The organism is Pseudomonas sp. BAV 4579 (assembly GCF_009765395.1).
Classification (GTDB): domain Bacteria; phylum Pseudomonadota; class Gammaproteobacteria; order Pseudomonadales; family Pseudomonadaceae; genus Chryseomonas; species Chryseomonas aestiva.
The window spans coordinates 39,647-59,952 of record NZ_WHOV01000025.1 but is presented as its reverse complement, the minus strand read 5'-3'; the positions used below and the strand labels follow the sequence as shown (position 1 = coordinate 59,952).

General features: G+C 64.1%; 24 protein-coding genes. 14 read left to right on the top strand and 10 right to left on the bottom strand.

Features of this window, described 5'->3' with window-relative positions; all coding sequences use genetic code 11:
* Positions 1-82: 82 nt before the first annotated feature.
* Positions 83-697 (top strand): superoxide dismutase, encoded by a 615-nt coding sequence (locus tag GSQ95_RS07960; RefSeq protein ID WP_133859843.1) that lies wholly within the window; start codon positions 83-85, stop codon positions 695-697.
* Positions 698-765: 68 nt separating this feature from the next.
* Here the strand turns inward: GSQ95_RS07960 and GSQ95_RS07955 are convergent, their stop codons facing one another.
* The 9 genes from GSQ95_RS07955 to GSQ95_RS07915 all read right to left on the bottom strand — a co-directional run bounded on the left by GSQ95_RS07955 (position 766) and on the right by GSQ95_RS07915 (position 7,294).
* A complete protein-coding gene (locus GSQ95_RS07955; protein WP_133859842.1) occupies positions 766-1,038 on the bottom strand; it encodes an HPr family phosphocarrier protein in 273 nt (90 codons plus the stop codon).
* A gap of 31 nt (positions 1,039-1,069) precedes the next feature.
* Positions 1,070-1,924 (bottom strand): RNase adapter RapZ, encoded by an 855-nt coding sequence (gene rapZ, locus GSQ95_RS07950; RefSeq protein ID WP_133859841.1) that lies wholly within the window; start codon positions 1,922-1,924, stop codon positions 1,070-1,072.
* 1 nt (position 1,925) lies between these two features.
* The gene (gene ptsN, locus GSQ95_RS07945) at positions 1,926-2,390 is read right to left on the bottom strand and encodes a PTS IIA-like nitrogen regulatory protein PtsN (protein WP_133859840.1); all 465 of its coding nucleotides are present in this window, start codon (positions 2,388-2,390) and stop codon (positions 1,926-1,928) included.
* Positions 2,391-2,408: 18 nt separating this feature from the next.
* Positions 2,409-2,717: a ribosome hibernation-promoting factor, HPF/YfiA family gene (gene hpf / locus GSQ95_RS07940; RefSeq protein ID WP_007159519.1), complete on the bottom strand. Its 309-nt coding sequence runs from the start codon at positions 2,715-2,717 to the stop codon at positions 2,409-2,411.
* A 91-nt stretch (positions 2,718-2,808) separates the two neighbouring features.
* Positions 2,809-4,308 (bottom strand): RNA polymerase factor sigma-54, encoded by a 1,500-nt coding sequence (locus tag GSQ95_RS07935; protein WP_158892221.1) that lies wholly within the window; start codon positions 4,306-4,308, stop codon positions 2,809-2,811.
* A gap of 102 nt (positions 4,309-4,410) precedes the next feature.
* Positions 4,411-5,139, bottom strand: coding sequence for an LPS export ABC transporter ATP-binding protein (lptB, locus tag GSQ95_RS07930; protein WP_017640054.1), 729 nt, complete (start codon positions 5,137-5,139; stop codon positions 4,411-4,413).
* Entirely contained in the window at positions 5,136-5,678 is a 543-nt protein-coding gene (gene lptA / locus GSQ95_RS07925) for a lipopolysaccharide transport periplasmic protein LptA (RefSeq protein ID WP_017640055.1), read from the bottom strand. Before lptA ends, lptB begins: the two co-directional genes overlap by 4 nt.
* On the bottom strand, positions 5,665-6,237 hold the full coding sequence (gene lptC / locus GSQ95_RS07920; protein ID WP_158892223.1) for an LPS export ABC transporter periplasmic protein LptC: 573 nt from the start codon (positions 6,235-6,237) through the stop codon (positions 5,665-5,667). The genes lptA and lptC overlap by 14 nt, the downstream gene beginning before the upstream one ends.
* 82 nt (positions 6,238-6,319) lie before the next feature.
* Positions 6,320-7,294, bottom strand: coding sequence for a KpsF/GutQ family sugar-phosphate isomerase (locus tag GSQ95_RS07915; RefSeq protein ID WP_158892225.1), 975 nt, complete (start codon positions 7,292-7,294; stop codon positions 6,320-6,322).
* 204 nt (positions 7,295-7,498) lie between these two features.
* Between GSQ95_RS07915 and GSQ95_RS07910 the strand changes: the two genes are divergently transcribed.
* The 10 genes from GSQ95_RS07910 (at position 7,499) to hisC (ending at position 15,315) form a co-directional block, all read left to right on the top strand.
* Positions 7,499-8,308 (top strand): ATP-binding cassette domain-containing protein, encoded by an 810-nt coding sequence (locus GSQ95_RS07910; protein ID WP_158892227.1) that lies wholly within the window; start codon positions 7,499-7,501, stop codon positions 8,306-8,308.
* Positions 8,308-9,102, top strand: coding sequence for a lipid asymmetry maintenance ABC transporter permease subunit MlaE (gene mlaE, locus GSQ95_RS07905; protein ID WP_158892229.1), 795 nt, complete (start codon positions 8,308-8,310; stop codon positions 9,100-9,102). Before GSQ95_RS07910 ends, mlaE begins: the two co-directional genes overlap by 1 nt.
* Positions 9,102-9,578, top strand: a complete 477-nt coding sequence (gene mlaD / locus GSQ95_RS07900; RefSeq protein ID WP_007159511.1) for an outer membrane lipid asymmetry maintenance protein MlaD — start codon at positions 9,102-9,104, stop codon at positions 9,576-9,578. The genes mlaE and mlaD overlap by 1 nt, the downstream gene beginning before the upstream one ends.
* 14 nt (positions 9,579-9,592) lie before the next feature.
* The gene (locus tag GSQ95_RS07895; RefSeq protein ID WP_158892231.1) at positions 9,593-10,243 is read left to right on the top strand and encodes a phospholipid-binding protein MlaC; all 651 of its coding nucleotides are present in this window, start codon (positions 9,593-9,595) and stop codon (positions 10,241-10,243) included.
* Positions 10,240-10,554, top strand: coding sequence for a lipid asymmetry maintenance protein MlaB (locus tag GSQ95_RS07890; protein WP_158892233.1), 315 nt, complete (start codon positions 10,240-10,242; stop codon positions 10,552-10,554). Before GSQ95_RS07895 ends, GSQ95_RS07890 begins: the two co-directional genes overlap by 4 nt.
* A 73-nt stretch (positions 10,555-10,627) precedes the next feature.
* Complete coding sequence (locus tag GSQ95_RS07885) at positions 10,628-10,867, top strand: BolA family protein (protein ID WP_007159508.1); 240 nt, start codon at positions 10,628-10,630, stop codon at positions 10,865-10,867.
* A 22-nt stretch (positions 10,868-10,889) separates the two neighbouring features.
* Complete coding sequence (murA, locus tag GSQ95_RS07880) at positions 10,890-12,155, top strand: UDP-N-acetylglucosamine 1-carboxyvinyltransferase (protein WP_158892235.1); 1,266 nt, start codon at positions 10,890-10,892, stop codon at positions 12,153-12,155.
* A gap of 9 nt (positions 12,156-12,164) precedes the next feature.
* Positions 12,165-12,797, top strand: a complete 633-nt coding sequence (hisG, locus tag GSQ95_RS07875) for an ATP phosphoribosyltransferase (RefSeq protein ID WP_158892237.1) — start codon at positions 12,165-12,167, stop codon at positions 12,795-12,797.
* A gap of 146 nt (positions 12,798-12,943) precedes the next feature.
* Positions 12,944-14,263, top strand: coding sequence for a histidinol dehydrogenase (gene hisD, locus GSQ95_RS07870; RefSeq protein WP_158892239.1), 1,320 nt, complete (start codon positions 12,944-12,946; stop codon positions 14,261-14,263).
* Positions 14,260-15,315, top strand: a complete 1,056-nt coding sequence (gene hisC / locus GSQ95_RS07865; protein WP_158892241.1) for a histidinol-phosphate transaminase — start codon at positions 14,260-14,262, stop codon at positions 15,313-15,315. The genes hisD and hisC overlap by 4 nt, the downstream gene beginning before the upstream one ends.
* 13 nt (positions 15,316-15,328) lie before the next feature.
* On the opposite strand, the gene GSQ95_RS07860 is transcribed toward hisC, so the two are convergent.
* A complete protein-coding gene (locus GSQ95_RS07860; RefSeq protein WP_158892243.1) occupies positions 15,329-16,450 on the bottom strand; it encodes a S1C family serine protease in 1,122 nt (373 codons plus the stop codon).
* A 117-nt stretch (positions 16,451-16,567) separates the two neighbouring features.
* Between GSQ95_RS07860 and GSQ95_RS07855 the strand changes: the two genes are divergently transcribed.
* The 3 genes from GSQ95_RS07855 (at position 16,568) to cysN (ending at position 20,305) form a co-directional block, all read left to right on the top strand.
* Positions 16,568-17,323, top strand: coding sequence for a Nif3-like dinuclear metal center hexameric protein (locus tag GSQ95_RS07855; protein WP_158892245.1), 756 nt, complete (start codon positions 16,568-16,570; stop codon positions 17,321-17,323).
* A gap of 164 nt (positions 17,324-17,487) precedes the next feature.
* Positions 17,488-18,405, top strand: coding sequence for a sulfate adenylyltransferase subunit CysD (gene cysD / locus GSQ95_RS07850; RefSeq protein ID WP_007159501.1), 918 nt, complete (start codon positions 17,488-17,490; stop codon positions 18,403-18,405).
* 1 nt (position 18,406) lies between these two features.
* Positions 18,407-20,305, top strand: coding sequence for a sulfate adenylyltransferase subunit CysN (cysN, locus tag GSQ95_RS07845; protein WP_158892247.1), 1,899 nt, complete (start codon positions 18,407-18,409; stop codon positions 20,303-20,305).
* Position 20,306 lies beyond the last annotated feature (1 nt).

The following is a 20,306-nucleotide window of genomic DNA, read 5'->3' as shown; positions in this document are numbered from 1 at the left end:
CGGTGCGCCGTGGCGCACCAGCCGTACACCCCATCGCCCAAGGCAATGGGTCCATATCAAAGCCACCATGGAGACAATCCGCATGCCGCATACTCTGCCTCAGCTGCCCTACGCCTACGACGCGCTGGAACCGCACGTCGATGCCCAGACCATGGAAATCCACCATACCAAGCATCACCAGACCTACATCAACAACCTGAACGCGGCGCTGGAAGGCACCGAGTTCGCCAACCTGTCGGCCGAAGATGTGGTTCGCCAGCTGGACAAGCTGCCCCAGGACAAGCGCGGCGCCGTGCAGAACAACGGTGGCGGCCATGCCAACCACAGCCTGTTCTGGACCGTGATGGCCCCTAACGCCGGTGGCAAGCCCGAAGGCGCCCTGGCCGAAGCCATCGAGTCCCAGCTGGGCGGCTTCGATGCCTTCAAGGAAGCCTTCACCAAGGCTGCCCTGACCCGCTTCGGCAGTGGCTGGGCCTGGCTGAGCGTCACCCCCGAGAAGAAGCTGGTGGTCGAGAGCACCGGTAACCAGGACAGCCCGCTGATGACCGGCAACACCCCGATCCTCGGCCTGGACGTCTGGGAGCACGCCTACTACCTGCGCTACCAGAACCGCCGTCCCGAGTACATCGGCGCCTTCTTCAATGTCATCAACTGGCCGGAAGTGACCCGTCGCTACGAGGCGGCGCTGAACGCCTGAGTCGACGCCCAATAAAAAAAGCCGCCTTCGGGCGGCTTTTTTATTGGGTGATGCGGGAAGAAGGCCGCTCACTCACCTTCGTCGAAGTAGTTGTTGATCAGCTCGACCAGGGCGCGCATGGCCTCGTCGCTCTGTTCACCTTCGGTTTCCAGTTGCAGCACCGTGCCCTTGCCAGCGGCCAGCATCATGACCGCCATGATGCTCTTGCCATCCACGGGCGGCTCGCCACTGCGGCCGACGCGAATGCTGGCAGGATAGCGGCCGGCCACGCCGACGAACTTGGCAGCCGCACGGGCGTGCAGGCCCAGCTTGTTGATGATGGTGATCTGTTGGGCAGGCATTGAGTCTGTCCTTGTCGAAACAAAACGGGCGTCAGAGATCGCGGTGACGAATCTGGACGTTCTTGAGCAGGTCTTTGAGTTCGCGACCCAGGCGATCGGCCAGATAGACCGAACGGTGATGACCACCGGTACAGCCAATGGCCACGGTCACATAGGACCTGTTGTTGGCGGCAAAACGCGGCAGCCACTTCACCAGGTAATCGCGGATGTCATTGTACAGGGTCTCTACCTCGGGCTGTTGCTCGAGATAGTCGCGTACCGGCGCATCCAGTCCGGAAAAGTCGCGCAGGTCCGGTTTCCAGTAGGGATTGGGCAGGAAGCGCACATCGAACACCATGTCCGCGTCCACCGGCAGCCCGCGCTTGAAGCCAAAGGATTCCACCAGGTAGGCGGTACCGGGCTCCGGCGCGTTCAGCAGGCGCAACTTGAGGATGTCACGCAGCTGATAGAGATTCAGGTGGGTGGTGTCGATCTTCAGGTCGGACAGGTCGGCGATGGGCGACAGCAGCACCTGCTCGTCATGGATAGCTTCGGCCAGGGACCTTTCCTGGTTCGACAGCGGATGCCGGCGGCGCGTCTCGGAAAAGCGCTTGAGCAGTGCCTGGTCATCGGCATCCAGGTAGAGGACGTCGCAACGGATGTTGCGACTGCGCACCTGTTCGAGCAATTCGGGAAAGCGTTGCAACTGACTGGGCAGGTTGCGCGCATCGATGGACAGGGCGACCTTGGGCTGGGGGCGCTCCATGTCGGTCAGCGCATGCTGGGCCAGATCAGGCAGCAGACTGGCCGGCAGGTTGTCGATGCAATAGAAGCCATTGTCCTCAAGCACGTTGAGCGCCGTACTCTTGCCCGATCCGGAACGTCCGCTCACGATGATGAGGTGCATGTCAGTGTCCGCTCTGGGCCTCGACGACGATCTGATAGAGCGCCTGGCTATCCCTGGCCTTGCGTAGCCGCTCGCGGATGTCGGCGCGATCGAGGATGCCGGCGATCTGGCGCAGCAGGGTGAGGTGCTGCTCGGTAGCGGCTTCCGGGACCAGCAGGACGAACACCAGGTCTACCGGAGCGCCGTCCAGTGAATCGAAGTCCACCGGTTGCTGCAGGTGAAAAAGCACGCACAGGGGTTGCTGGAGACCCGCCAGGCGGCAGTGGGGAATGGCTATGCCATTGCCGAAACCGGTCGAGCCCAGGCGCTCGCGCGCCATCAGGCATTCATGGATGTGCGCCGCGTCGTGGCCGGGCAGTTCCTGCGCGGCCAGCTCGGCGATGCGTTCCAGTACAGCGGCTTTGCTGCCACCCGGCGCACCCGTCTGGGTGCGGCCGGGGGTCAGGATGTTTTCGAGTCTGATCATAAAGCGGCGATCGAAACCTCAGCGGACGCCGACGCCCTGCTGGCGTTCGATCGATTTTTCCTTGTGTTTAATCAGTTGGCGGTCGAGCTTGTCGGCCAGGAGATCGATGGCGGCATACATGTCGTCGTGCTCGGCATTGGCAACCACCGCGGCTCCGGCGACGTGCAGGGTGGCTTCGGCTTTCTGCTTGAGCTTGTCCACTTCCAGGATGACCTGGACGTTGGTGATACGGTCGAAGTGCCGTTCGAGGCGGGCGAGTTTCTCGCCGATGTAGTCACGCAGGGCTTCTGTCACTTCAAGCTGATGGCCACTGATGTTGACTTGCATACCGCTTCTCCTTATTGCCGGGCTGCGATCGGCGAAGCTGCTCGCCGACATGACAAGGATCGAACGAAGCACGGTCACACATCAGGACGCGTCAGATGAGACGCTTGCGTTCGCTGGACGGAGCGATACCCAGGGATTCCCGATACTTAGCCACCGTGCGACGAGCGACTTGTATACCTTGCGATTCCAGTAAACCAGCGATCTTGCTGTCACTCAACGGCTTTTTCGCGTTTTCCGCCGCCACCAATTTCTTGATGATCGCGCGGATCGCGGTGGAGGAGCATTCGCCCCCCTCGGCGGTGCTGACGTGGCTGGAGAAGAAATACTTGAGTTCGTAGATGCCACGCGGGGTGTGCATGAACTTCTGGGTGGTCACCCGGGAGATGGTCGACTCATGCATGCCCACCGCCTCGGCGATGTCATGCAGGACCAGCGGCTTCATCGCCTCTTCGCCGTATTCGAGAAAACCGCGCTGGTGCTCGACGATCTGGGTCGCCACCTTCATCAGGGTCTCGTTGCGGCTCTGCAGGCTCTTGATGAACCAGCGCGCTTCCTGCAGCTGGTTGCGCATGTAGGTGTTGTCGGCGCTGCTGTCGGCGCGCTTGACGAAGCCGGCGTACTGGGGATTGACCCGCAGACGCGGCACGGCTTCCTGATTGAGCTCCACCAGCCAGCGCTCGTTGTGCTTGCGGACGATGACGTCCGGCACCACGTATTCGGCTTCGCCGGATTCGATCTGCGAGCCGGGGCGCGGATGCAGGGTCTGGATCAGTTCGATGACGGGCTTGAGCTCGTCTTCCTTGATCTTCATGCGCCGCATCAGCTGCGCATAGTCGCGGCTGCCGAGCAGATCGAGGTAGTCGCTCACCAGGCGCCTGGCCTCGCCGAGCAGGGGGAGGTTGGCCGGTAGCTGGGCCAGCTGGATCAGCAGGCATTCGCGCAAATTGCGCGCGGCCACGCCGGCCGGCTCGAATTGCTGGACGCGTCTGAGCACCACCTCGACTTCATCAAGATCGACTTCCAGTTCGGGATCCAGCGAGGCATGGATGTCTTCGAGGCTTTCCTGCAGATAGCCATCGGTGTCGATGCCGTCGATGATCGCCACGGCGATCAGGCGATCGAGATCCGACATGGGCGCCAGGTTGAGTTGCCAGAGCAGCTGGGTCTGCAGGCTCTCGCCCGCCGAGGTGCGAGTGGTGAAGTCCCACTCGTCGTCGTCATTGCTGGGCAGGCTGCTGGCGCTGGTCTGGTAGATGTCTTCCCAGGCGGTATCGACCGGCAGCTCGCTGTCGCTGGGGATACGCTCGCTCCATTCGGAGTCGTCGGCCATCTCGTTGACGGCGACCGAGGTTTCCTTGAAGGTGGTTTCCAGGTTGCCCGCGCCCGAGCTCTCATCGCCTTCGCTCGAGGCTTCGCTCTGGTCGAAGTCTTCACCCTCTTCCTGGCGTTCCAGCATCGGATTGGATTCCAGGGCTTCCTGGATTTCCTGCTGCAAGTCGAGCGTCGAGAGCTGAAGCAGACGTATGGCTTGTTGCAGCTGCGGCGTCATCGTCAGCTGCTGGCCCATCTTGAGGACTAGCGATGGTTTCATGGCTGCGGAAATACACCTTGTCTACCGACGCGAACAGCGCCACCGAACCTCGCGAACCCTGCGAGCGTTAGCAAATTATATGCCTTGTTTCCCCGGGTTTGCCTAGAGGCGGAATTCGTGGCCCAGATAGACTTCCTTGACCAGGTCGTTGGCGAGGACTTCCTCGGCGGTACCCTCGGCGATGAGTTGGCCGTCGTTGACGATATAGGCCGTCTCGCAGATGGTCAGGGTTTCCCGCACATTGTGGTCGGTGATGAGCACACCGATGCCCTTGGCCTTGAGATGGCGAATGATCTGCTTGATGTCGCCCACCGAGATGGGATCCACGCCGGCGAAGGGTTCGTCCAGCAGGATGAACTTGGGTGCGGTGGCCAGGGCGCGAGCGATCTCGACGCGACGTCTTTCGCCACCCGACAGGCTCATGCCGCGATTGTCGCGGATATGGGTGATGTGGAATTCCTGCAGCAGGCTTTCCAGTTCGCGCAGGCGACCGGCCTTGTCCAGATCCTTGCGGGTTTCCAGGATGCCGAGGATGTTGTCGGCCACGGTCAGCTTGCGAAAGATCGAGGCTTCCTGCGGCAGGTAGCCGATCCCGGCGCGGGCCCGGCCATGCATGGGCAGGGCGGTGACATCCTGATCGTCGATCAGCACGCGACCCTGATCGGCCTTGACCAGGCCGACGATCATGTAGAAGCAGGTGGTCTTGCCGGCGCCGTTCGGACCGAGTAGGCCGACGATCTGACCGCTGTCGATGCTGACGCTGACGTCGCGAACGACCTGACGACCCTTGTAGCTCTTGGCCAGATGCTGGGCTTTGAGCGTGACCGTCATTGTCCCTGCCCCGACTGCTGCTGATCCTTGGGCTGGATGACCATGTCGATCCGCGGCCGCGGCGTGGTGACCTTGCTGCCGTTGGCGCGCCCGGCGTTGACGATCTGGCGCTGCGTGTCGTAGACGATCTTCTCGCCTTCGAAGGTGTTGCCCTGTTGGACCACCTTGGCCTGATCGATCAGGATGATGCGATTTTCCTGGGCGAAATACTGGATCGTCAGACCATAGGCCTTGACGATGTCCTTGTCTGCCGAGGGCTTCTGCTCGTAGTAGGCCGGTTTGCCCACTGCGGTGGCGACCTTGATGTTGCCCTGGTTGTCCTGGGTCAAGGTCACCGTGTTGCCGGTGATCTTCATGCTGCCCTGGGTGATGACCACGTCTCCGCGGTACACGGCCACGCCCTGCTTGTCGTCGAGCTCGGCGCTGTCGGCCTGCACGCGGATCGGCTGGGTGCGATCGGTCGGCAGGGCCCAAGCCGCGGCACTGCCAAGGGTGGCGCCGAGGGTGAACAGGAAGGGGAGGGTTTTAACGAACCTCATGCTGGCCTCTTACGTTGGACAGCAGGAGCATTCTGCCGTCTTCTAGATACGCTTTCATGCCATTGGCCGTGGTCACCCCATTGGCGGCCTCGATTCTAACGGCTTGCTCGGTTTGCGCATATTGTTTGTCAGGAAAGACAGTCATGCGGGTGGTGGTCAACACCACCGGGCGGCCTTTTTCATCGGTACGCTCGACGCGCACGTCATCGATCAGCTCCGCCTGACTGCCACCGGGGGCGACCTCGGCGCGGGCACTGCGAATGTGCCAGGGAAAGTCGGTGCCGCGAAAGGCCAGCATGTCGGGCCGGGTCACCAGGGTAACGTCGGTCGCCTTGACGTGTTCGCTGCGCTCGGCCTTGAGTTCGTACTGGATCTTGCCGTCCAGGCGATACTGGATCGTCCGGGTATTGAGGGCATAGCCGTCGATGGCGCTGTCTTGCGGGGTCGACGAGGCCGGAGCATCGACGAAGCGCTGCGGCAGGATGTTCCAGTAGCCGATCGCGATGAGCGCGGCGGCGATCAGGACCAACAGCACGGGGCGGCGCAAGCTGCGAAACATGAGGGTACCTGTGGTGGGCCGCACCAGGGGCGGCGGGTTGAACACGAGATTGCGGCGTATTAGTCGGGCAGTATAACCTGGCCTACAGCACCCCGGCGCGTAGCAGGTCACCCATGTTGAGGGCGCCGATCGGCCGGCGCTCGTCATCGATCACCACCAGCGCGTTGATCTTGTGCTCCTCCATGATCTTCAGCGCCTCGGCGGCGAGCATCTGCGCCCTGGCGGTTCGACCGCCGCGGGTCATCACGGTTGCGATCGCCGTGGTGCGCACGTCGATGCCGCGATCCAGGGCGCGACGCAGATCGCCATCGGTGAAGATGCCGGCCAGACGACCATCGGTGCCGAGCACGCTGGTCATGCCCAGTCCCTTGCGCGACATCTCCAGCAGGGCATCGGACACCAGGGTGTCTTCACTGACCTGCGGCAGGTCGACGCCGGCATGCATGACGTTTTCCACCTTGAGCAGCAGGCGCCGACCCAGGGCGCCGCCCGGGTGGGAAAAGGCGAAATCCTCGGCGGTGAAGCCGCGGGCCTCGAGCAGGGCGATGGCCAGGGCGTCGCCCAGCACCAGGGCGACGGTGGTGGAGGAGGTGGGTGCCAGATTGAGCGGGCAGGCCTCGGTGGCGACGCTGGTATCCAGGTTGACGTCCGCAGCCTTGACCAGCGGCGAGGCGGGATTGCCAGCGAAGCTGATCAGCGGGACGCCGAGGCGCTTGATCAGTGGCAGCAGGGTCAGGATCTCGCTGGAGGTGCCCGACTGGGAGATGGCGATGATGACGTCATCGCGGGTGATCATGCCCATGTCGCCATGGCTGGCTTCGGCCGGGTGCACGAAGAAGGCCGGACTGCCGGTGCTGGCCAGGGTCGCGGCGATCTTGTTGCCGACATGCCCGGATTTGCCCATGCCCAGGACCACGATGCGCCCACGGCAGGCGAGCAGGCGGCGACAGGCGGCGGCAAAGCTTTCGTCGATGCGTTCGCCCAGGGCGGCTACGGCCGCTCGCTCTACATCTATGGTGCGCTTGGCGGAAGCGATGAAATCTATTGAGTCGGGCATGGGTCAGAAGGCAGGTGACGGGACAATCGGAAATTATATGCGCAAAGCCGCGACACTCAGCAACGCCGCCCGCAGTTCAGGAGTCACATCGGCAACGAATGCTATAGTGCCGCCCTTTTGCCGGGGTCGCCGAACGCGAGAGCCGCGTGCCCTGAAGCGGCGGAGCGGCGTCTCCCTGCACAGAGTTGAACCTTAGGAGTCTCGATGACCGTCGATAGCCCGTACGCCGTGGAGCTAAAGGGCGTTTCCTTCAAGCGCGGCACGCGTCTCATCTACGACCGGGTCGATATCCGCATCCCGCGGGGCAAGGTCACCGGGATCATGGGACCGTCCGGCAGTGGCAAGACCACCCTGTTGCGCCTTATCGCCGCCCAGTTGCGACCGAGCAGTGGCGAGATCTGGGTCAATGGCGCCAACCTGCCGCAGTTGTCCCGGGGTGAGCTGTTCGACATGCGCCGGCAGATGGGCGTGCTGTTCCAGAGCGGCGCGCTGTTCACCGATCTCAATGTGTTCGAGAACGTGGCCTTTCCACTGCGGGTGCACACCAAGCTGCCCGAAGAGATGATCCGCGACATCGTCCTGCTCAAGCTGCAGGCGGTGGGCCTGCGCGGTGCCGTCGAGCTGATGCCGGACGAGCTGTCCGGCGGCATGAAGCGCCGGGTCGCCCTGGCGCGGGCCATCGCCCTGGATCCGCAGATCCTCATGTACGACGAGCCCTTCGTCGGCCAGGACCCCATTGCCATGGGCGTGCTGGTACGGCTCATCCGCCTGCTCAACCAGGCGCTGGGGCTGACCAGCATCGTGGTCTCCCACGACCTGGCCGAGACGGCCAGCATCGCCGACTACCTCTATGTGGTCGGCGATACCAAGGTGCTGGGGCAGGGCACGCCGAAGGAGCTGCGCGAATCGCCCGATCCGCGGGTTCGCCAGTTCATGCAGGGCATCCCCGATGGCCCGGTACCCTTCCACTACGCCGCGCCGGATCTGCGCGATGCCTTGCTGGGGAAACACTGATGCGTAAGGTCTCCGCCGTGGAGCGGATTCGTCGGCTGGGCAAGGCCGGGCTGGACGTCGTGGCGGCCATCGGCCGCTCGGTCATCGTCCTGCTTCTGGCAGTGTTCGGTCGCGGTGGCGTGGGCAGCGGCCTGCAGCTGCTGGGCAAGCAACTCTATTCGGTGGGCGTGATGTCACTGCCCATCATCGTGGTGTCGGGCTTCTTCATCGGCATGGTGATCGCCCTGCAGGGCTACAACATCCTGGTCAAGTACGGCTCCGAGCAGGCGGTAGGGCAGATGGTCGCCCTCACGCTGCTGCGCGAGCTGGGCCCGGTGGTGACGGCCTTGCTGTTCGCCGGTCGGGCCGGTTCCGCGCTGACCGCCGAGATCGGCAACATGAAATCCACCGAGCAGCTGTCCAGCCTGGAAATGATCGGCGTGGATCCGCTCAAGTACATCGTCGCGCCGCGTTTCTGGGCCGGCTTCATTTCCATGCCCTTGCTGGCCGCCATGTTCAGTGTGGTGGGTATCTGGGGCGCGGCTATGGTCGCCATCGACTGGCTCGGCGTCTACGACGGCTCCTTCTGGGCCACCATGCAGAACAGCGTGATGCTCAGCGACGTGCTCAATGGCGTGATCAAGAGCCTGGTGTTCGCCTTCGTGGTGACCTGGGTCGCCGTCTTCCAGGGGTATGACTGCGAGCCGACCTCCGAAGGCATCGGTCGCGCCACCACCCGTACCGTCGTCTATGCGTCGCTTGCCGTGCTCGGCCTCGACTTCATTCTTACCGCCCTGATGTTTGGAGATCTCTGATGCAAACCCGCACCCAGGAAATCGGTGTCGGACTCTTCCTGCTGGCCGGCGTGCTCGCATTGCTGCTGCTGGCGCTGCGGGTAAGCGGTCTGACGATGAGCGACCATCACGATACCTACAAGGTCTATGCCTACTTCGACAACATCGCCGGTCTCACCGTGAGATCGCGGGTGACCATGTCGGGCGTGACCATCGGCAAGGTCACCGCCATCGATCTCGACCGCAACAGCTACCGTGGTCGGGTCACCATGCAGATCGACAAGCAGGTGGACAACCTGCCGACCGACTCCATCGCCTCGATCCTGACTGCCGGCCTGCTCGGCGAGAAATACATCGGCATCAGCGTGGGCGGGGATGAACAGGTGCTCAAGGAAGGCTCGACCATTCGAGATACACAATCCTCCCTGGTTCTCGAAGACCTGATCGGCAAATTCCTGCTCAATTCGGTCAATAAAGATTCTTCCGCCAATAAATGATGAGAGGCTTCTCCATGCTCAAGCTACTTCGTCACGGAGTGATCGCGATCCTGGCCCTGCTGCCCCTGGTGTCCCAGGCGGCGCCCTCGGCCCACGACGTGATCCAGCAGACCACCAGCACGCTGCTCAGCGATCTCGAGGCCAATCGCGACAAGTATCGCAGCAGTCCGGAAGCCTTCTACGAGTCGCTCAACAACATCCTCGGCCCGGTGGTGGATGCCGAAGGCATCTCGCGCAGCATCATGACCGTGCGCTATAGCCGCAGCGCCTCGCCGGAGCAGATGACGCGCTTCCAGGAAAACTTCAAGCGCAGCCTGATGCAGTTCTATGGCAACGCGCTGCTGGAGTACAACAACCAGGGTATCCGGGTACTGCCCGAGGGGCCGTCCGACGGTCCCGACCGCACTAGCGTTGGCATGGAGGTCAAGGGCAACAATGGCGCCGTCTACCCGGTGCAGTACAGCATGGTCAAGCAGGGCAATGAGTGGAAGGTGCGTAACGTCATCATCAACGGCCTGAACCTCGGCAAGCTGTTCCGCGACCAGTTCGCTCAGGCGATGCAGGAAAACGGCAACGACCTGGACAAGACCATCAACAACTGGGCGGGCACCGTGGCCAAGGCCAAGGATTCTCCCGAGGCCCAGAAGGCCAAGGTCGGTTCGTGAGTCGCGCCGCCATCACTCGCGAGGGCGCCCGGCTGCAGCTGTCGGGCGTACTTGATCACGCCAGTGTGCCGGCCCTGCGGGAGCAAGGTCGAACCCTGATCGCCCAGGGCAGCGGTCCGCTGGTGCTGGACTGCGCTGGCGTTGAACACTCCAACAGCGCTGGCCTGGCGCTGTTGCTGGCCTGGTTGCGCGATGCCCAGGCCTCAGGGTGCTCCCTGGCTATCGCCAGGCTGCCCTCCGAGTTGCGGCAGATCGCCGAGGTCTCGGATGCCCTTGAGCTGCTGCCCCTGGCGGACGACGCTCACGGATAACGGTCATCGCAGTCGCCGTACAGCCGGTTTTTTTGTATGATCGCCGGCTGTACTAGATTGCCGAGGTGCCGCCATGCAGGCCCAAGAAGTCAAAAGCCTCCTTGAGGCAAAACTGGCCGATACCCAGGTCGAAGTGGAAGGCGAGGGCTGCAACTTCCAGCTCTACCTGATCAGCGACGAGCTCCAGGCACTCAGCCCGGTCAAGCGTCAGCAGCAGGTCTACTCCCATCTCCAGCCGCAGATCGCCGATGGCAGCATCCACGCCGTCACCATGAAATTCTTCACCCGTGCTGCCTGGGCCGAACGCGCCTGATTCGCAGCGCCGAGAACTCGCTATGGACAAACTGATCATTACCGGCGGCAACTGCCTGAACGGTGAAATTCGCATTTCCGGGGCCAAGAACTCCGCCCTGCCGATCCTCGCCGCGACCCTGCTCGCCGACACCCCGGTGACCATCGCCAACCTGCCGCACCTGCATGACATCACCACCATGATCGAGCTGTTCGGCCGCATGGGCGTCCAGCCGGTGATCGGCGAAAAGCTCAATGTCGAGGTGGATGCGTCCAGCATCAAGACCCTGGTCGCGCCCTATGAACTGGTCAAGACCATGCGCGCCTCGATCCTGGTGCTGGGCCCGATGGTCGCGCGCTTCGGCGAAGCGGAAGTCGCCCTGCCCGGTGGTTGCGCCATCGGCTCGCGGCCGGTCGATCTGCACCTGCGCGGCCTGGAGGCCATGGGTGCCAAGATCACCGTCGAGGGCGGCTATATCAAGGCCAAGGCGCCGGCCGGCGGCCTGCGCGGTGCCCACTACTATTTCGATACCGTCAGCGTGACCGGTACCGAGAACGTGCTGATGGCCGCCACCCTGGCCAAGGGTCGCAGCGTGATCCAGAACGCCGCTCGCGAGCCCGAGGTCGTCGATCTGGCCAACTGCCTGATCGCCATGGGTGCCAACATCCAGGGCGCCGGTACCGACACCATCACCGTGGAAGGCGTCGAGCGCCTCGGTGGGGCCACCTATTCGGTGCTGCCGGACCGCATCGAGACCGGCAGCTACCTGGTCGCCGCCGCTGCCACCCGCGGTCGCGTCAAGCTCAAGGACACCGATCCGACCATCCTCGAGGCCGTGCTGGCCAAGCTGGAAGAGGCCGGTGCCCACATCTCGACCGGCAGCAACTGGATCGAGCTGGACATGAAGGGCAATCGCCCCCGCGCGGTCAACATCCGCACGGCGCCCTATCCGGCGTTCCCCACCGACATGCAGGCCCAGTTCATTTCCATGAACGCCGTCGCCGAAGGCACCGGTACCGTGGTCGAGACCATCTTCGAGAACCGCTTCATGCACGTTCACGAGATGGTGCGCATGGGCGCCAACATCGCCATCGAAGGCAATGCCGCCATCGTCACCGGCGTAGAGCGCCTCAAGGCCGCCCCGGTCATGGCGACCGACCTGCGCGCCTCGGCGAGCCTGGTCATCGCTGCCCTGGTGGCCGAAGGCGATACCCTGATCGATCGCATCTACCACATCGACCGCGGCTACGAATGCATCGAGGAGAAATTCCAGCTGCTCGGTGCCAAGATCCGTCGTACGCCCAAGTAAGGACCTCCGATGCTGACCATCGCCCTGTCCAAGGGCCGTATCCTCGACGACACCCTGCCGCTGCTGGCGGCGGCGGGGATCGCCCCGACCGAGAATCCGGACAAGAGCCGCAAGCTCATCATCCCCACCACCCAGGACGATGTGCGCCTGCTCATCGTCCGCGCCACCGACGTGCCCACCTACGTGGAGCATGGCGCCGCGGACCTGGGCGTGGCCGGCAAGGACGTGCTGATGGAATACGGCGGCGATGGCCTCTATGAGCCGCTGGATCTGCGCATCGCCCGCTGCAAGCTGATGACCGCGGGCGCTGTGGGCGCTCCGGCGCCGCGTGGCCGGCTGCGGGTGGCGACCAAGTTCGTCAATGTCGCCAAGCGCTACTATGCCGAGCAGGGCCGTCAGGTCGACATCATCAAGCTGTACGGCTCCATGGAGCTGGCACCGCTGGTGGGGCTGGCCGACAAGATCATCGACGTGGTCGACACCGGCAATACCCTCAAGGCCAACGGTCTCGAACCCCAGGAGCTGATCGCCCACGTTAGCTCGCGCTTGATCGTCAACAAGGCCTCGATGAAGATGCAGCACGGTCGTATCCAGGCGCTCATCGAGACCCTGCGCCACGCCGTCGAGGCGCGTGGCGCCTGAGTCCTGGCCGGCAGCTGAATGCCGGCTTGAACTGCTTCCATCCCTCCAGCTTCGCCTATCCGTGCCATAGCCAAATTGTCGGGCGCCCACACGGAACCGGCTGTTACTCTCGGGCGCCCCTTTCGCTCTCCTGAAGAGGATCCGCCATGACCGCTCCGCTCGCCATCCGCCGACTCGCCGCTGCCGCTCCGGATTTCGCCGAGCATCTGGATCATCTGCTGAGCTGGGAAGGGGTGTCCGACGCCGACATCAACCAGCGGGTCCTGGCGATCATCGCCGACGTCCGTCATCAGGGTGATCAGGCCCTGCTGGAATACACCCGGCGCTTCGACGGCGTCGAAACGACGTCCATGAGCGATCTCATCCTGCCGCGTGCGCGCCTGGAAGAGGCCCTGACCCGGATCACGCCGGAGCAGCGCACCGCCCTGGAAGCCGCCGCCGAGCGCGTCCGTCGTTACCACGAAAAGCAGCGCCAGGATTCCTGGCAGTACCAGGAGGCCGATGGCACCGTGCTCGGCCAGCAGGTCACCCCGCTGGATCGTGCCGGTCTCTATGTGCCCGGTGGCAAGGCCTCCTATCCGTCCTCGGTGCTGATGAACGCCATTCCCGCCAAGGTCGCCGGCGTGCGCGAGGTGGTCATGGTGGTGCCCACGCCCCGCGGCGAGGTCAACGAACTGGTGCTGGCCGCTGCGGCCCTGGCCGGTGTCGATCGCGTCTTCACCATCGGCGGCGCCCAGGCCGTGGCCGCCCTGGCCTATGGCACCGAAAGCGTGCCACCGGTGGACAAGATCGTCGGCCCCGGCAACATCTATGTCGCCACGGCCAAGCGCCACGTGTTCGGCAAGGTCGGCATCGACATGATCGCCGGCCCATCCGAGATCCTGGTGGTCTGCGACGGCCAGACCGATCCCGACTGGATCGCCATGGACCTGTTCTCCCAGGCCGAGCATGACGAGGACGCCCAGGCCATCCTGGTCAGTCCGGACGGCGCCTTCCTCGACGCCGTGGCGGCCAGCATCGCCCGCCTGCTGCCGGAGATGGAGCGCGCCGACATCATCCGCGCCTCCCTGGAAGGTCGGGGTGCTTTGATCCAGGTCGTCGACATGGCCCAGGCCATCGAGGTGGCCAACCGCATCGCCCCCGAGCACCTGGAGCTGTCCGTCGCCGAGCCCGAGCAGTGGCTGCCCAAGATCCGCCATGCCGGCGCCATCTTCATGGGACGCTACACCGCCGAGGCCCTGGGTGACTACTGCGCCGGTCCCAACCATGTGCTGCCGACCTCGGGCACCGCGCGCTTCTCCTCGCCCCTGGGCGTGTACGATTTCCAGAAGCGCTCCTCGATCATCCACTGCTCGGCCGCTGGCGCTTCCGCGCTGGGCCGGGTCGCCTCGGTCCTGGCGCGCGGCGAGTCCCTGACCGCCCACGCCCGCAGCGCCGAATACCGCATTCAGGAGAAGCAGGCATGAGCGAACTCTGGAGTCCCTTCGTCAAGAACCTGGTGCCCTATGTGCCGGGTGAGCAGCCCAGGCTGACCAACCTGGTCAAGCTCAATACCAACGAGAATCCCTACGGTCCGTCGCCGCGAGCGCTGGACGCCATCCGCGCCGCGGCCACCGACGACCTGCGTCTCTATCCCGACCCCAACGGTCAGGCGCTGAAGGACGCCGTCGCCCGCTACTACGGCCTCCAGAGCGACCAGGTGTTTGTCGGCAACGGCTCGGACGAGGTGCTGGCGCACATCTTCCTAGGGCTGTTCGGCCATGGCCGACCCGTGCTGTTCCCGGACATCAGCTACAGCTTCTATCCGGTCTATTGCGGCCTCTATGACATCGCCTTCGAGACCCCGGCGCTGGACGAGGATTTCCAGATCGTCCCCGAGGACTATCTGCGCCCCAATGGCGGCATCATCTTCCCCAACCCCAATGCGCCGACCGGCAGCGCCCTGGCGCTGGACGCCATCGAGCGTATCGTCGCCGGCAATCCGACCTCGGTGGTGGTGGTGGACGAAGCCTATGTCGACTTCGGGGCGGAGTCGGCGGTCGCCCTGATCGAGCGCCATGCCAATCTGGTGGTGACCCAGACGCTGTCCAAGTCCCGTTCCCTGGCCGGTCTGCGGGTAGGCCTGGCCATGGGTCAGGCACCACTGATGGAGGCCCTGGAGCGGATCAAGAACAGCTTCAACTCCTATCCGCTGGATCGCCTGGCCTTGGCCGGCGCGACCGCTGCCTTCGAGGATCGCGCCTATTTCGACGAGACCTGCCGGCAGGTGATCGAGAGTCGCGAAGCCCTGGTCGGCGAATTGCTGGCGCGCGGCTTCGAGGTCCTGCCCTCGGCCGCCAACTTCATCTTCGCCCGGCATGTACAGAAGGGTGGGGCAGTGCTGGCCGCGGGCTTGCGCGAGCACGGCGTCATCGTGCGCCACTTCAGCCGCCCCGAACGCATCGCCGACTTCCTGCGCATCACCATCGGTACGCCGACGCAGAATCAGGCGCTGATCACGGCCCTCGACACCCTCTGAGCCTCGTTCGCGGCTAGCGCGCCTTCTCCATCAGGGGGCGCATCCCGACGGTAACCTTGACCTGTACGGTCTTGTCCTGGCGTAGCACCTCGATGGGGATGCTGTCGCCGGGCTGCTTGCGGGCGATCTGGTTCATCGCCAGCCGGCCGTCCCTGATCGGTTGGCCGGCCAGCTTGACCAGTACGTCGCCCGTGCGCAGACCGCCCTTGTGCGCCGGTCCTTCCGGATCGATATCGGTCACCACGATGCCCTGGTCGACCTTGAGGCCGTAGGTCTTGACCAGCTCTGGCGTGATGACTTCCACCGCCACCCCCAGCCAGCCGCGGATGACCTGGCCATGCTGGATGATCGAGCGCATGACCTCCATGGCCAGCTTGATCGGGATGGCGAAGCCGATGCCCTGGGAGCCGCCGGAAAGGATGGCGGTGTTGATGCCGATCAGATTGCCGTTGGCATCCACCAGCGCCCCGCCCGAATTGCCCAGGTTGATCGCCGCATCGGTCTGGATGAAGTCCTCGTAGGTATTGAGACCCAGCTGATTGCGACCGGTGGCGCTGATGATGCCCATGGTCACCGTCTGGCCGACGCCGAAGGGATTGCCGATGGCCAGCACCACGTCGCCGATGCGGATGGCGGTCGAGTCGCCTACCGAGATGGCCGGCAGGTTGGGCAGGTCGATCTTGAGTACGGCAAGGTCCGTGGCCGGATCGTTGCCGATCAGCTTGGCCAGGGTCTGACGCCCGTCGGCGAGCGCCACCACGATGGATTCCGCGTCCAGGGTCACGTGGTTGTTGGTCAGCAGATAACCGTCATGGCTCATCAGCACGGCCGAGCCCAGGCTGAGCTCCTCCACCAGCTTGGTCGCGCCCTTGCGGTCACTGGCCGTGTCGCCGGCCTTGCCCGGCTTGGCCGCCTTGGTCGAACGTAGCGACACCACCGCTGGCGCCGCGCGACTCGCCGCGTCCGCATAGGAGACCGGTCCCTGCTGGCGCGAATGCGCGGGCGCCTGGGCCGCCTCGAATAGCGGCGGCTGGGCGGGCAGGCCGAGCCATTGCGGATAGCGCTGCATGATCAGGGCCGCAACGAGCAGGCCGCACAGCACGGGCCAGCCGAGATAACGCAAAGCCTTGTACATCGATCACATCCTTGAATTTGTCCACCCGGGGTGCGCCGGATAAGCTGGTGGGCATTATAAGGAGCGGCGCCACCCGAAGACACGCTGTGGCGCCGCCAGCGAGGAGGTAAGCCGTCCGTGACCCTGTCCCTTGATCAACTGGTGGAGACCGCCGACCGCTACCTGGAGTCGGCCCGGATCCAGGATTATTGCCCCAATGGCCTGCAGGTCCAGGGCCGCGAGCAGGTGCGCCTGCTGGTCAGTGGCGTCACCGCCTCCCAGCAGCTGCTCGACGCCGCCGTGGCGGCCGGGGCCGATGCCATCCTGGTGCACCATGGCTATTTCTGGAAAAACGAGGATGCCCGCCTCATCGGCATGAAGCACCGGCGGATCAAGACGCTGCTGAGCCACGATATCAGCCTGCTGGCCTACCACCTGCCCCTGGACGTCCATCCCGAGGTGGGCAACAACGTCCAGCTGGGTCGCCGTCTGGGCCTGCAGGCTATCCGGCCGCTGCCGGGTGATGCCAAGGGACTGATCTGGCAAGGCGAGTTGCCGCAGGCGCAATCCGCCACGGACTTCGCTCGGCAGGTGGCGGACGTGCTGCAACGCGAGCCGCTGGTGGTCGACGGCGGGCGCTCGATCCGGCGCCTGGCCTGGTGCACCGGCGGTGCCCAGGGCTACATCGATCAGGCCATTGCCGCGGGGGTGGACGCCTATCTCACCGGTGAGGTGTCCGAGCAGACGGTGCACAGTGCCCGCGAGAACGGGGTGAGTTTCTTCGCCGCCGGCCACCATGCCACCGAGCGCTATGGCGTGCAGGCGCTGGGCGATTTTCTGGCCGCGCAACTGGGTATCGAGCATCGCTTCATCGACTGCGACAATCCCGCCTGAGCGTCATAAGCATATAACTTCTGGATCTAGATGGCCTGGCGGGCCATAACCGTTGCCTATGGTAAGGTTGAGGTTCGTCCACGGCCCGCTCTGTCCGGTGTGTCCAGTCGACTGGATGCCGCAACGGACATCTTCTAGGCCACCTTCTGCAATCGTGAGTAGCCATGCTCGACAAACAGACGCACCTCAAACAGCTTGAGGCGGAAAGCATCCACATCATCCGTGAAGTGGCCGCCGAGTTCGACAATCCGGTCATGCTGTATTCCATCGGCAAGGATTCGGCCGTGATGCTGCACCTGGCCCGCAAGGCCTTCTTTCCCGGCAAGCTGCCGTTCCCGGTACTCCACGTGGACACCGGCTGGAAATTCCAGGCCATGTACGAATTCCGCGATCGCATGGTCGCCGACATGGGTCTCGATCTGCTGGTGCACAAGAATCCGGAAGGGGTCGCCCAGGGCATCAATCCCTTCACCCATGGCAGCGCCAAGCACACCGACATCATGAAGACCCAGGGCCTCAAGCAGGCGCTGGACAAGTACGGCTTCGATGCGGCCTTCGGCGGCGCGCGCCGCGACGAGGAGAAGTCCCGCGCCAAGGAGCGCGTCTACTCCTTCCGCGACAGCAAGCACCGCTGGGATCCCAAGAACCAGCGTCCCGAGCTGTGGAACATCTACAACGGCAAGACCAACAAGGGCGAGTCGATCCGCGTCTTTCCGCTGTCCAACTGGACCGAGCTGGACATCTGGCAGTACATCTATCTCGAAGGCATCCCGATCGTACCGCTGTACTTCGCCGCCGAGCGCGAGGTGATCGAGAAGAACGGCACCCTGCTCATGATCGACGACGACCGCATCCTCGAACACCTCTCGCCCGAGGAGAAGGCACGTATCCACAAGCGCCAGGTGCGCTTCCGTACCCTCGGCTGCTACCCCCTGACCGGCGCGGTGGAGTCCCAGGCAACCACGCTGACGGACATCATCCAGGAGATGCTGCTCACCCGCACCTCCGAACGCCAGGGACGGGTCATCGACCACGATGGTGCCGGATCCATGGAAGAGAAGAAACGTCAGGGGTATTTCTAAGATGTCGCACCAATCCGATCTGATCGGCCAGGACATCCTGGCCTACCTCGCGCAGCACGAACGCAAGGAACTGCTGCGCTTTCTCACCTGCGGCAATGTCGATGACGGCAAGAGCACCTTGATCGGGCGCCTGCTGCACGATTCCAAGATGATCTACGAGGATCACCTGGAAGCCATCACCCGCGATTCCAAGAAGGTGGGGACCACCGGCGAAGAGGTCGACCTGGCGCTGCTGGTGGACGGCCTGCAGGCCGAGCGCGAACAGGGCATCACCATCGATGTGGCCTATCGCTATTTCTCCACCGCCAAGCGCAAATTCATCATCGCCGACACCCCCGGCCATGAGCAGTACACCCGCAACATGGCCACCGGTGCCTCCACCTGCGATCTGGCGATCATCCTGGTCGACGCCCGCTACGGTATCCAGACCCAGACCCGGCGGCACAGCTACATCGCCTCGCTGCTGGGTATCAAGCACATCGTGGTCGCCATCAACAAGATGGACCTGCTGAGCTTCGACCAGGCGGTGTTCGAGCGCATCAAGGACGACTACCTGGCCTTCGCCCAGCGCATCGAGCTGAATGCCAAGGACATCCATTTCGTGCCCATGTCGGCGCTCAAGGGCGACAACGTGGTCAATCGCAGCGAGCAGACGCCCTGGTACAGCGGCAAGCCGCTGATGGAGATCCTCGAAACCGTCGAGATCGCTGCGGATCGCAACCTCGACGACCTGCGCTTCCCGGTGCAGTACGTCAACCGGCCCAACCTTAACTTCCGTGGGTTCGCCGGGACCCTGGCCTCGGGCGTGGTCACCAAGGGCGATGCCGTGGTGGTCCTGCCGTCGGGCAAGGGCAGCCGGGTCAAGTCCATCGTCACCTACGAGGGTGAGCTGGAGCAGGCAGGTCCTGGCCAGGCGGTGACCCTGACCATGGAAGACGAGATCGACATCTCCCGTGGCGATGTCCTGGTGCATGCCGACAATCGTCCGCAGGTGACCGACAGCTTCGAGGCCATGCTGGTGTGGATGGCCGAGGAGCCCATGCGCCCGGGCAAGAAGTACGACATCAAGCGGGCCACCAGCTATGTGCCGGGTTCGCTGCCGAGCATCGTGCACACGGTGGACGTCAACACCCTGGAGCACGGCGCGGCCAGCGAACTCAAGCTCAACGAGATCGGCCGGGTCAAGGTGGCCCTCGATACCGCCATCGCCCTGGACGGCTATAGCGTCAACCGCACCACCGGTGCCTTCATCGTCATCGACCGCCTGACCAACGGCACCGTGGGTGCCGGCATGATCATCGCCGAACCGGTGGGCGCTACCGGCCACGGCCAGGGCGCGCATCAGTTGCACGTCGCCACCAGCGAGCGGGCGGCCCGTTTCGGGCAGCAGCCCACCACGGTGCTCTTTACCGGTCTCTCCGGTGCCGGCAAGACCACCCTGGCCTATGCGCTGGAGCGTCGGCTGTTCGATGCCGGGCGTGCGGTCTTCGTGCTGGACGGCCAGAATCTGCGCCACGACCTGAACAAGGGGCTGCCGCAGGATCGCGCCGGTCGTCGCGAGAACTGGTTGCGCGCCGCCCAGGTGGCCCGCCAGTTCAACGAAGCCGGCCTGATTGCCCTGGCGGCCTTCGTTGCACCCGATGCCGAGGGCCGGGCCCAGGCCCAGGCGCTGATCGGCGCCGAGCGGCTGCTGACCGTGCATGTCAAGGCATCGCCCAAGGCCTGTGCCGAGCGCGATCCCCAGGGACTCTATGCGGCCGGTGGTGACAACATCCCGGGCCTGTCCTTCGCCTACGATGCCCCGCAGGACGCCGATCTGGTGCTCGACACCGAGCACCTGTCGGTGGAGGAGGGCGTCCAGCAGATCCTCGACGTCCTGCGTCGACGCCAGGTGATCTAGG

Bases quoted from the DNA above. Each gene is read 5' to 3' on its own strand.
- GSQ95_RS07960 (WP_133859843.1), top strand. From the start codon at position 83: ATGCCGCATACTCTGCCTCAGCTGCCCTACGCCTACGACGCGCTGGAA.
- GSQ95_RS07955 (WP_133859842.1), bottom strand. From the start codon at position 1,038: ATGCCTGCCCAACAGATCACCATCATCAACAAGCTGGGCCTGCACGCC.
- rapZ (WP_133859841.1), bottom strand. From the start codon at position 1,924: ATGCACCTCATCATCGTGAGCGGACGTTCCGGATCGGGCAAGAGTACG.
- ptsN (WP_133859840.1), bottom strand. From the start codon at position 2,390: ATGATCAGACTCGAAAACATCCTGACCCCCGGCCGCACCCAGACGGGT.
- hpf (WP_007159519.1), bottom strand. From the start codon at position 2,717: ATGCAAGTCAACATCAGTGGCCATCAGCTTGAAGTGACAGAAGCCCTG.
- GSQ95_RS07935 (WP_158892221.1), bottom strand. From the start codon at position 4,308: ATGAAACCATCGCTAGTCCTCAAGATGGGCCAGCAGCTGACGATGACG.
- lptB (WP_017640054.1), bottom strand. From the start codon at position 5,139: ATGACGGTCACGCTCAAAGCCCAGCATCTGGCCAAGAGCTACAAGGGT.
- lptA (WP_017640055.1), bottom strand. From the start codon at position 5,678: ATGAGGTTCGTTAAAACCCTCCCCTTCCTGTTCACCCTCGGCGCCACC.
- lptC (WP_158892223.1), bottom strand. From the start codon at position 6,237: ATGTTTCGCAGCTTGCGCCGCCCCGTGCTGTTGGTCCTGATCGCCGCC.
- GSQ95_RS07915 (WP_158892225.1), bottom strand. From the start codon at position 7,294: ATGCCCGACTCAATAGATTTCATCGCTTCCGCCAAGCGCACCATAGAT.
- GSQ95_RS07910 (WP_158892227.1), top strand. From the start codon at position 7,499: ATGACCGTCGATAGCCCGTACGCCGTGGAGCTAAAGGGCGTTTCCTTC.
- mlaE (WP_158892229.1), top strand. From the start codon at position 8,308: ATGCGTAAGGTCTCCGCCGTGGAGCGGATTCGTCGGCTGGGCAAGGCC.
- mlaD (WP_007159511.1), top strand. From the start codon at position 9,102: ATGCAAACCCGCACCCAGGAAATCGGTGTCGGACTCTTCCTGCTGGCC.
- GSQ95_RS07895 (WP_158892231.1), top strand. From the start codon at position 9,593: ATGCTCAAGCTACTTCGTCACGGAGTGATCGCGATCCTGGCCCTGCTG.
- GSQ95_RS07885 (WP_007159508.1), top strand. From the start codon at position 10,628: ATGCAGGCCCAAGAAGTCAAAAGCCTCCTTGAGGCAAAACTGGCCGAT.
- murA (WP_158892235.1), top strand. From the start codon at position 10,890: ATGGACAAACTGATCATTACCGGCGGCAACTGCCTGAACGGTGAAATT.
- hisG (WP_158892237.1), top strand. From the start codon at position 12,165: ATGCTGACCATCGCCCTGTCCAAGGGCCGTATCCTCGACGACACCCTG.
- hisD (WP_158892239.1), top strand. From the start codon at position 12,944: ATGACCGCTCCGCTCGCCATCCGCCGACTCGCCGCTGCCGCTCCGGAT.
- hisC (WP_158892241.1), top strand. From the start codon at position 14,260: ATGAGCGAACTCTGGAGTCCCTTCGTCAAGAACCTGGTGCCCTATGTG.
- GSQ95_RS07860 (WP_158892243.1), bottom strand. From the start codon at position 16,450: ATGTACAAGGCTTTGCGTTATCTCGGCTGGCCCGTGCTGTGCGGCCTG.
- cysD (WP_007159501.1), top strand. From the start codon at position 17,488: ATGCTCGACAAACAGACGCACCTCAAACAGCTTGAGGCGGAAAGCATC.
- cysN (WP_158892247.1), top strand. From the start codon at position 18,407: ATGTCGCACCAATCCGATCTGATCGGCCAGGACATCCTGGCCTACCTC.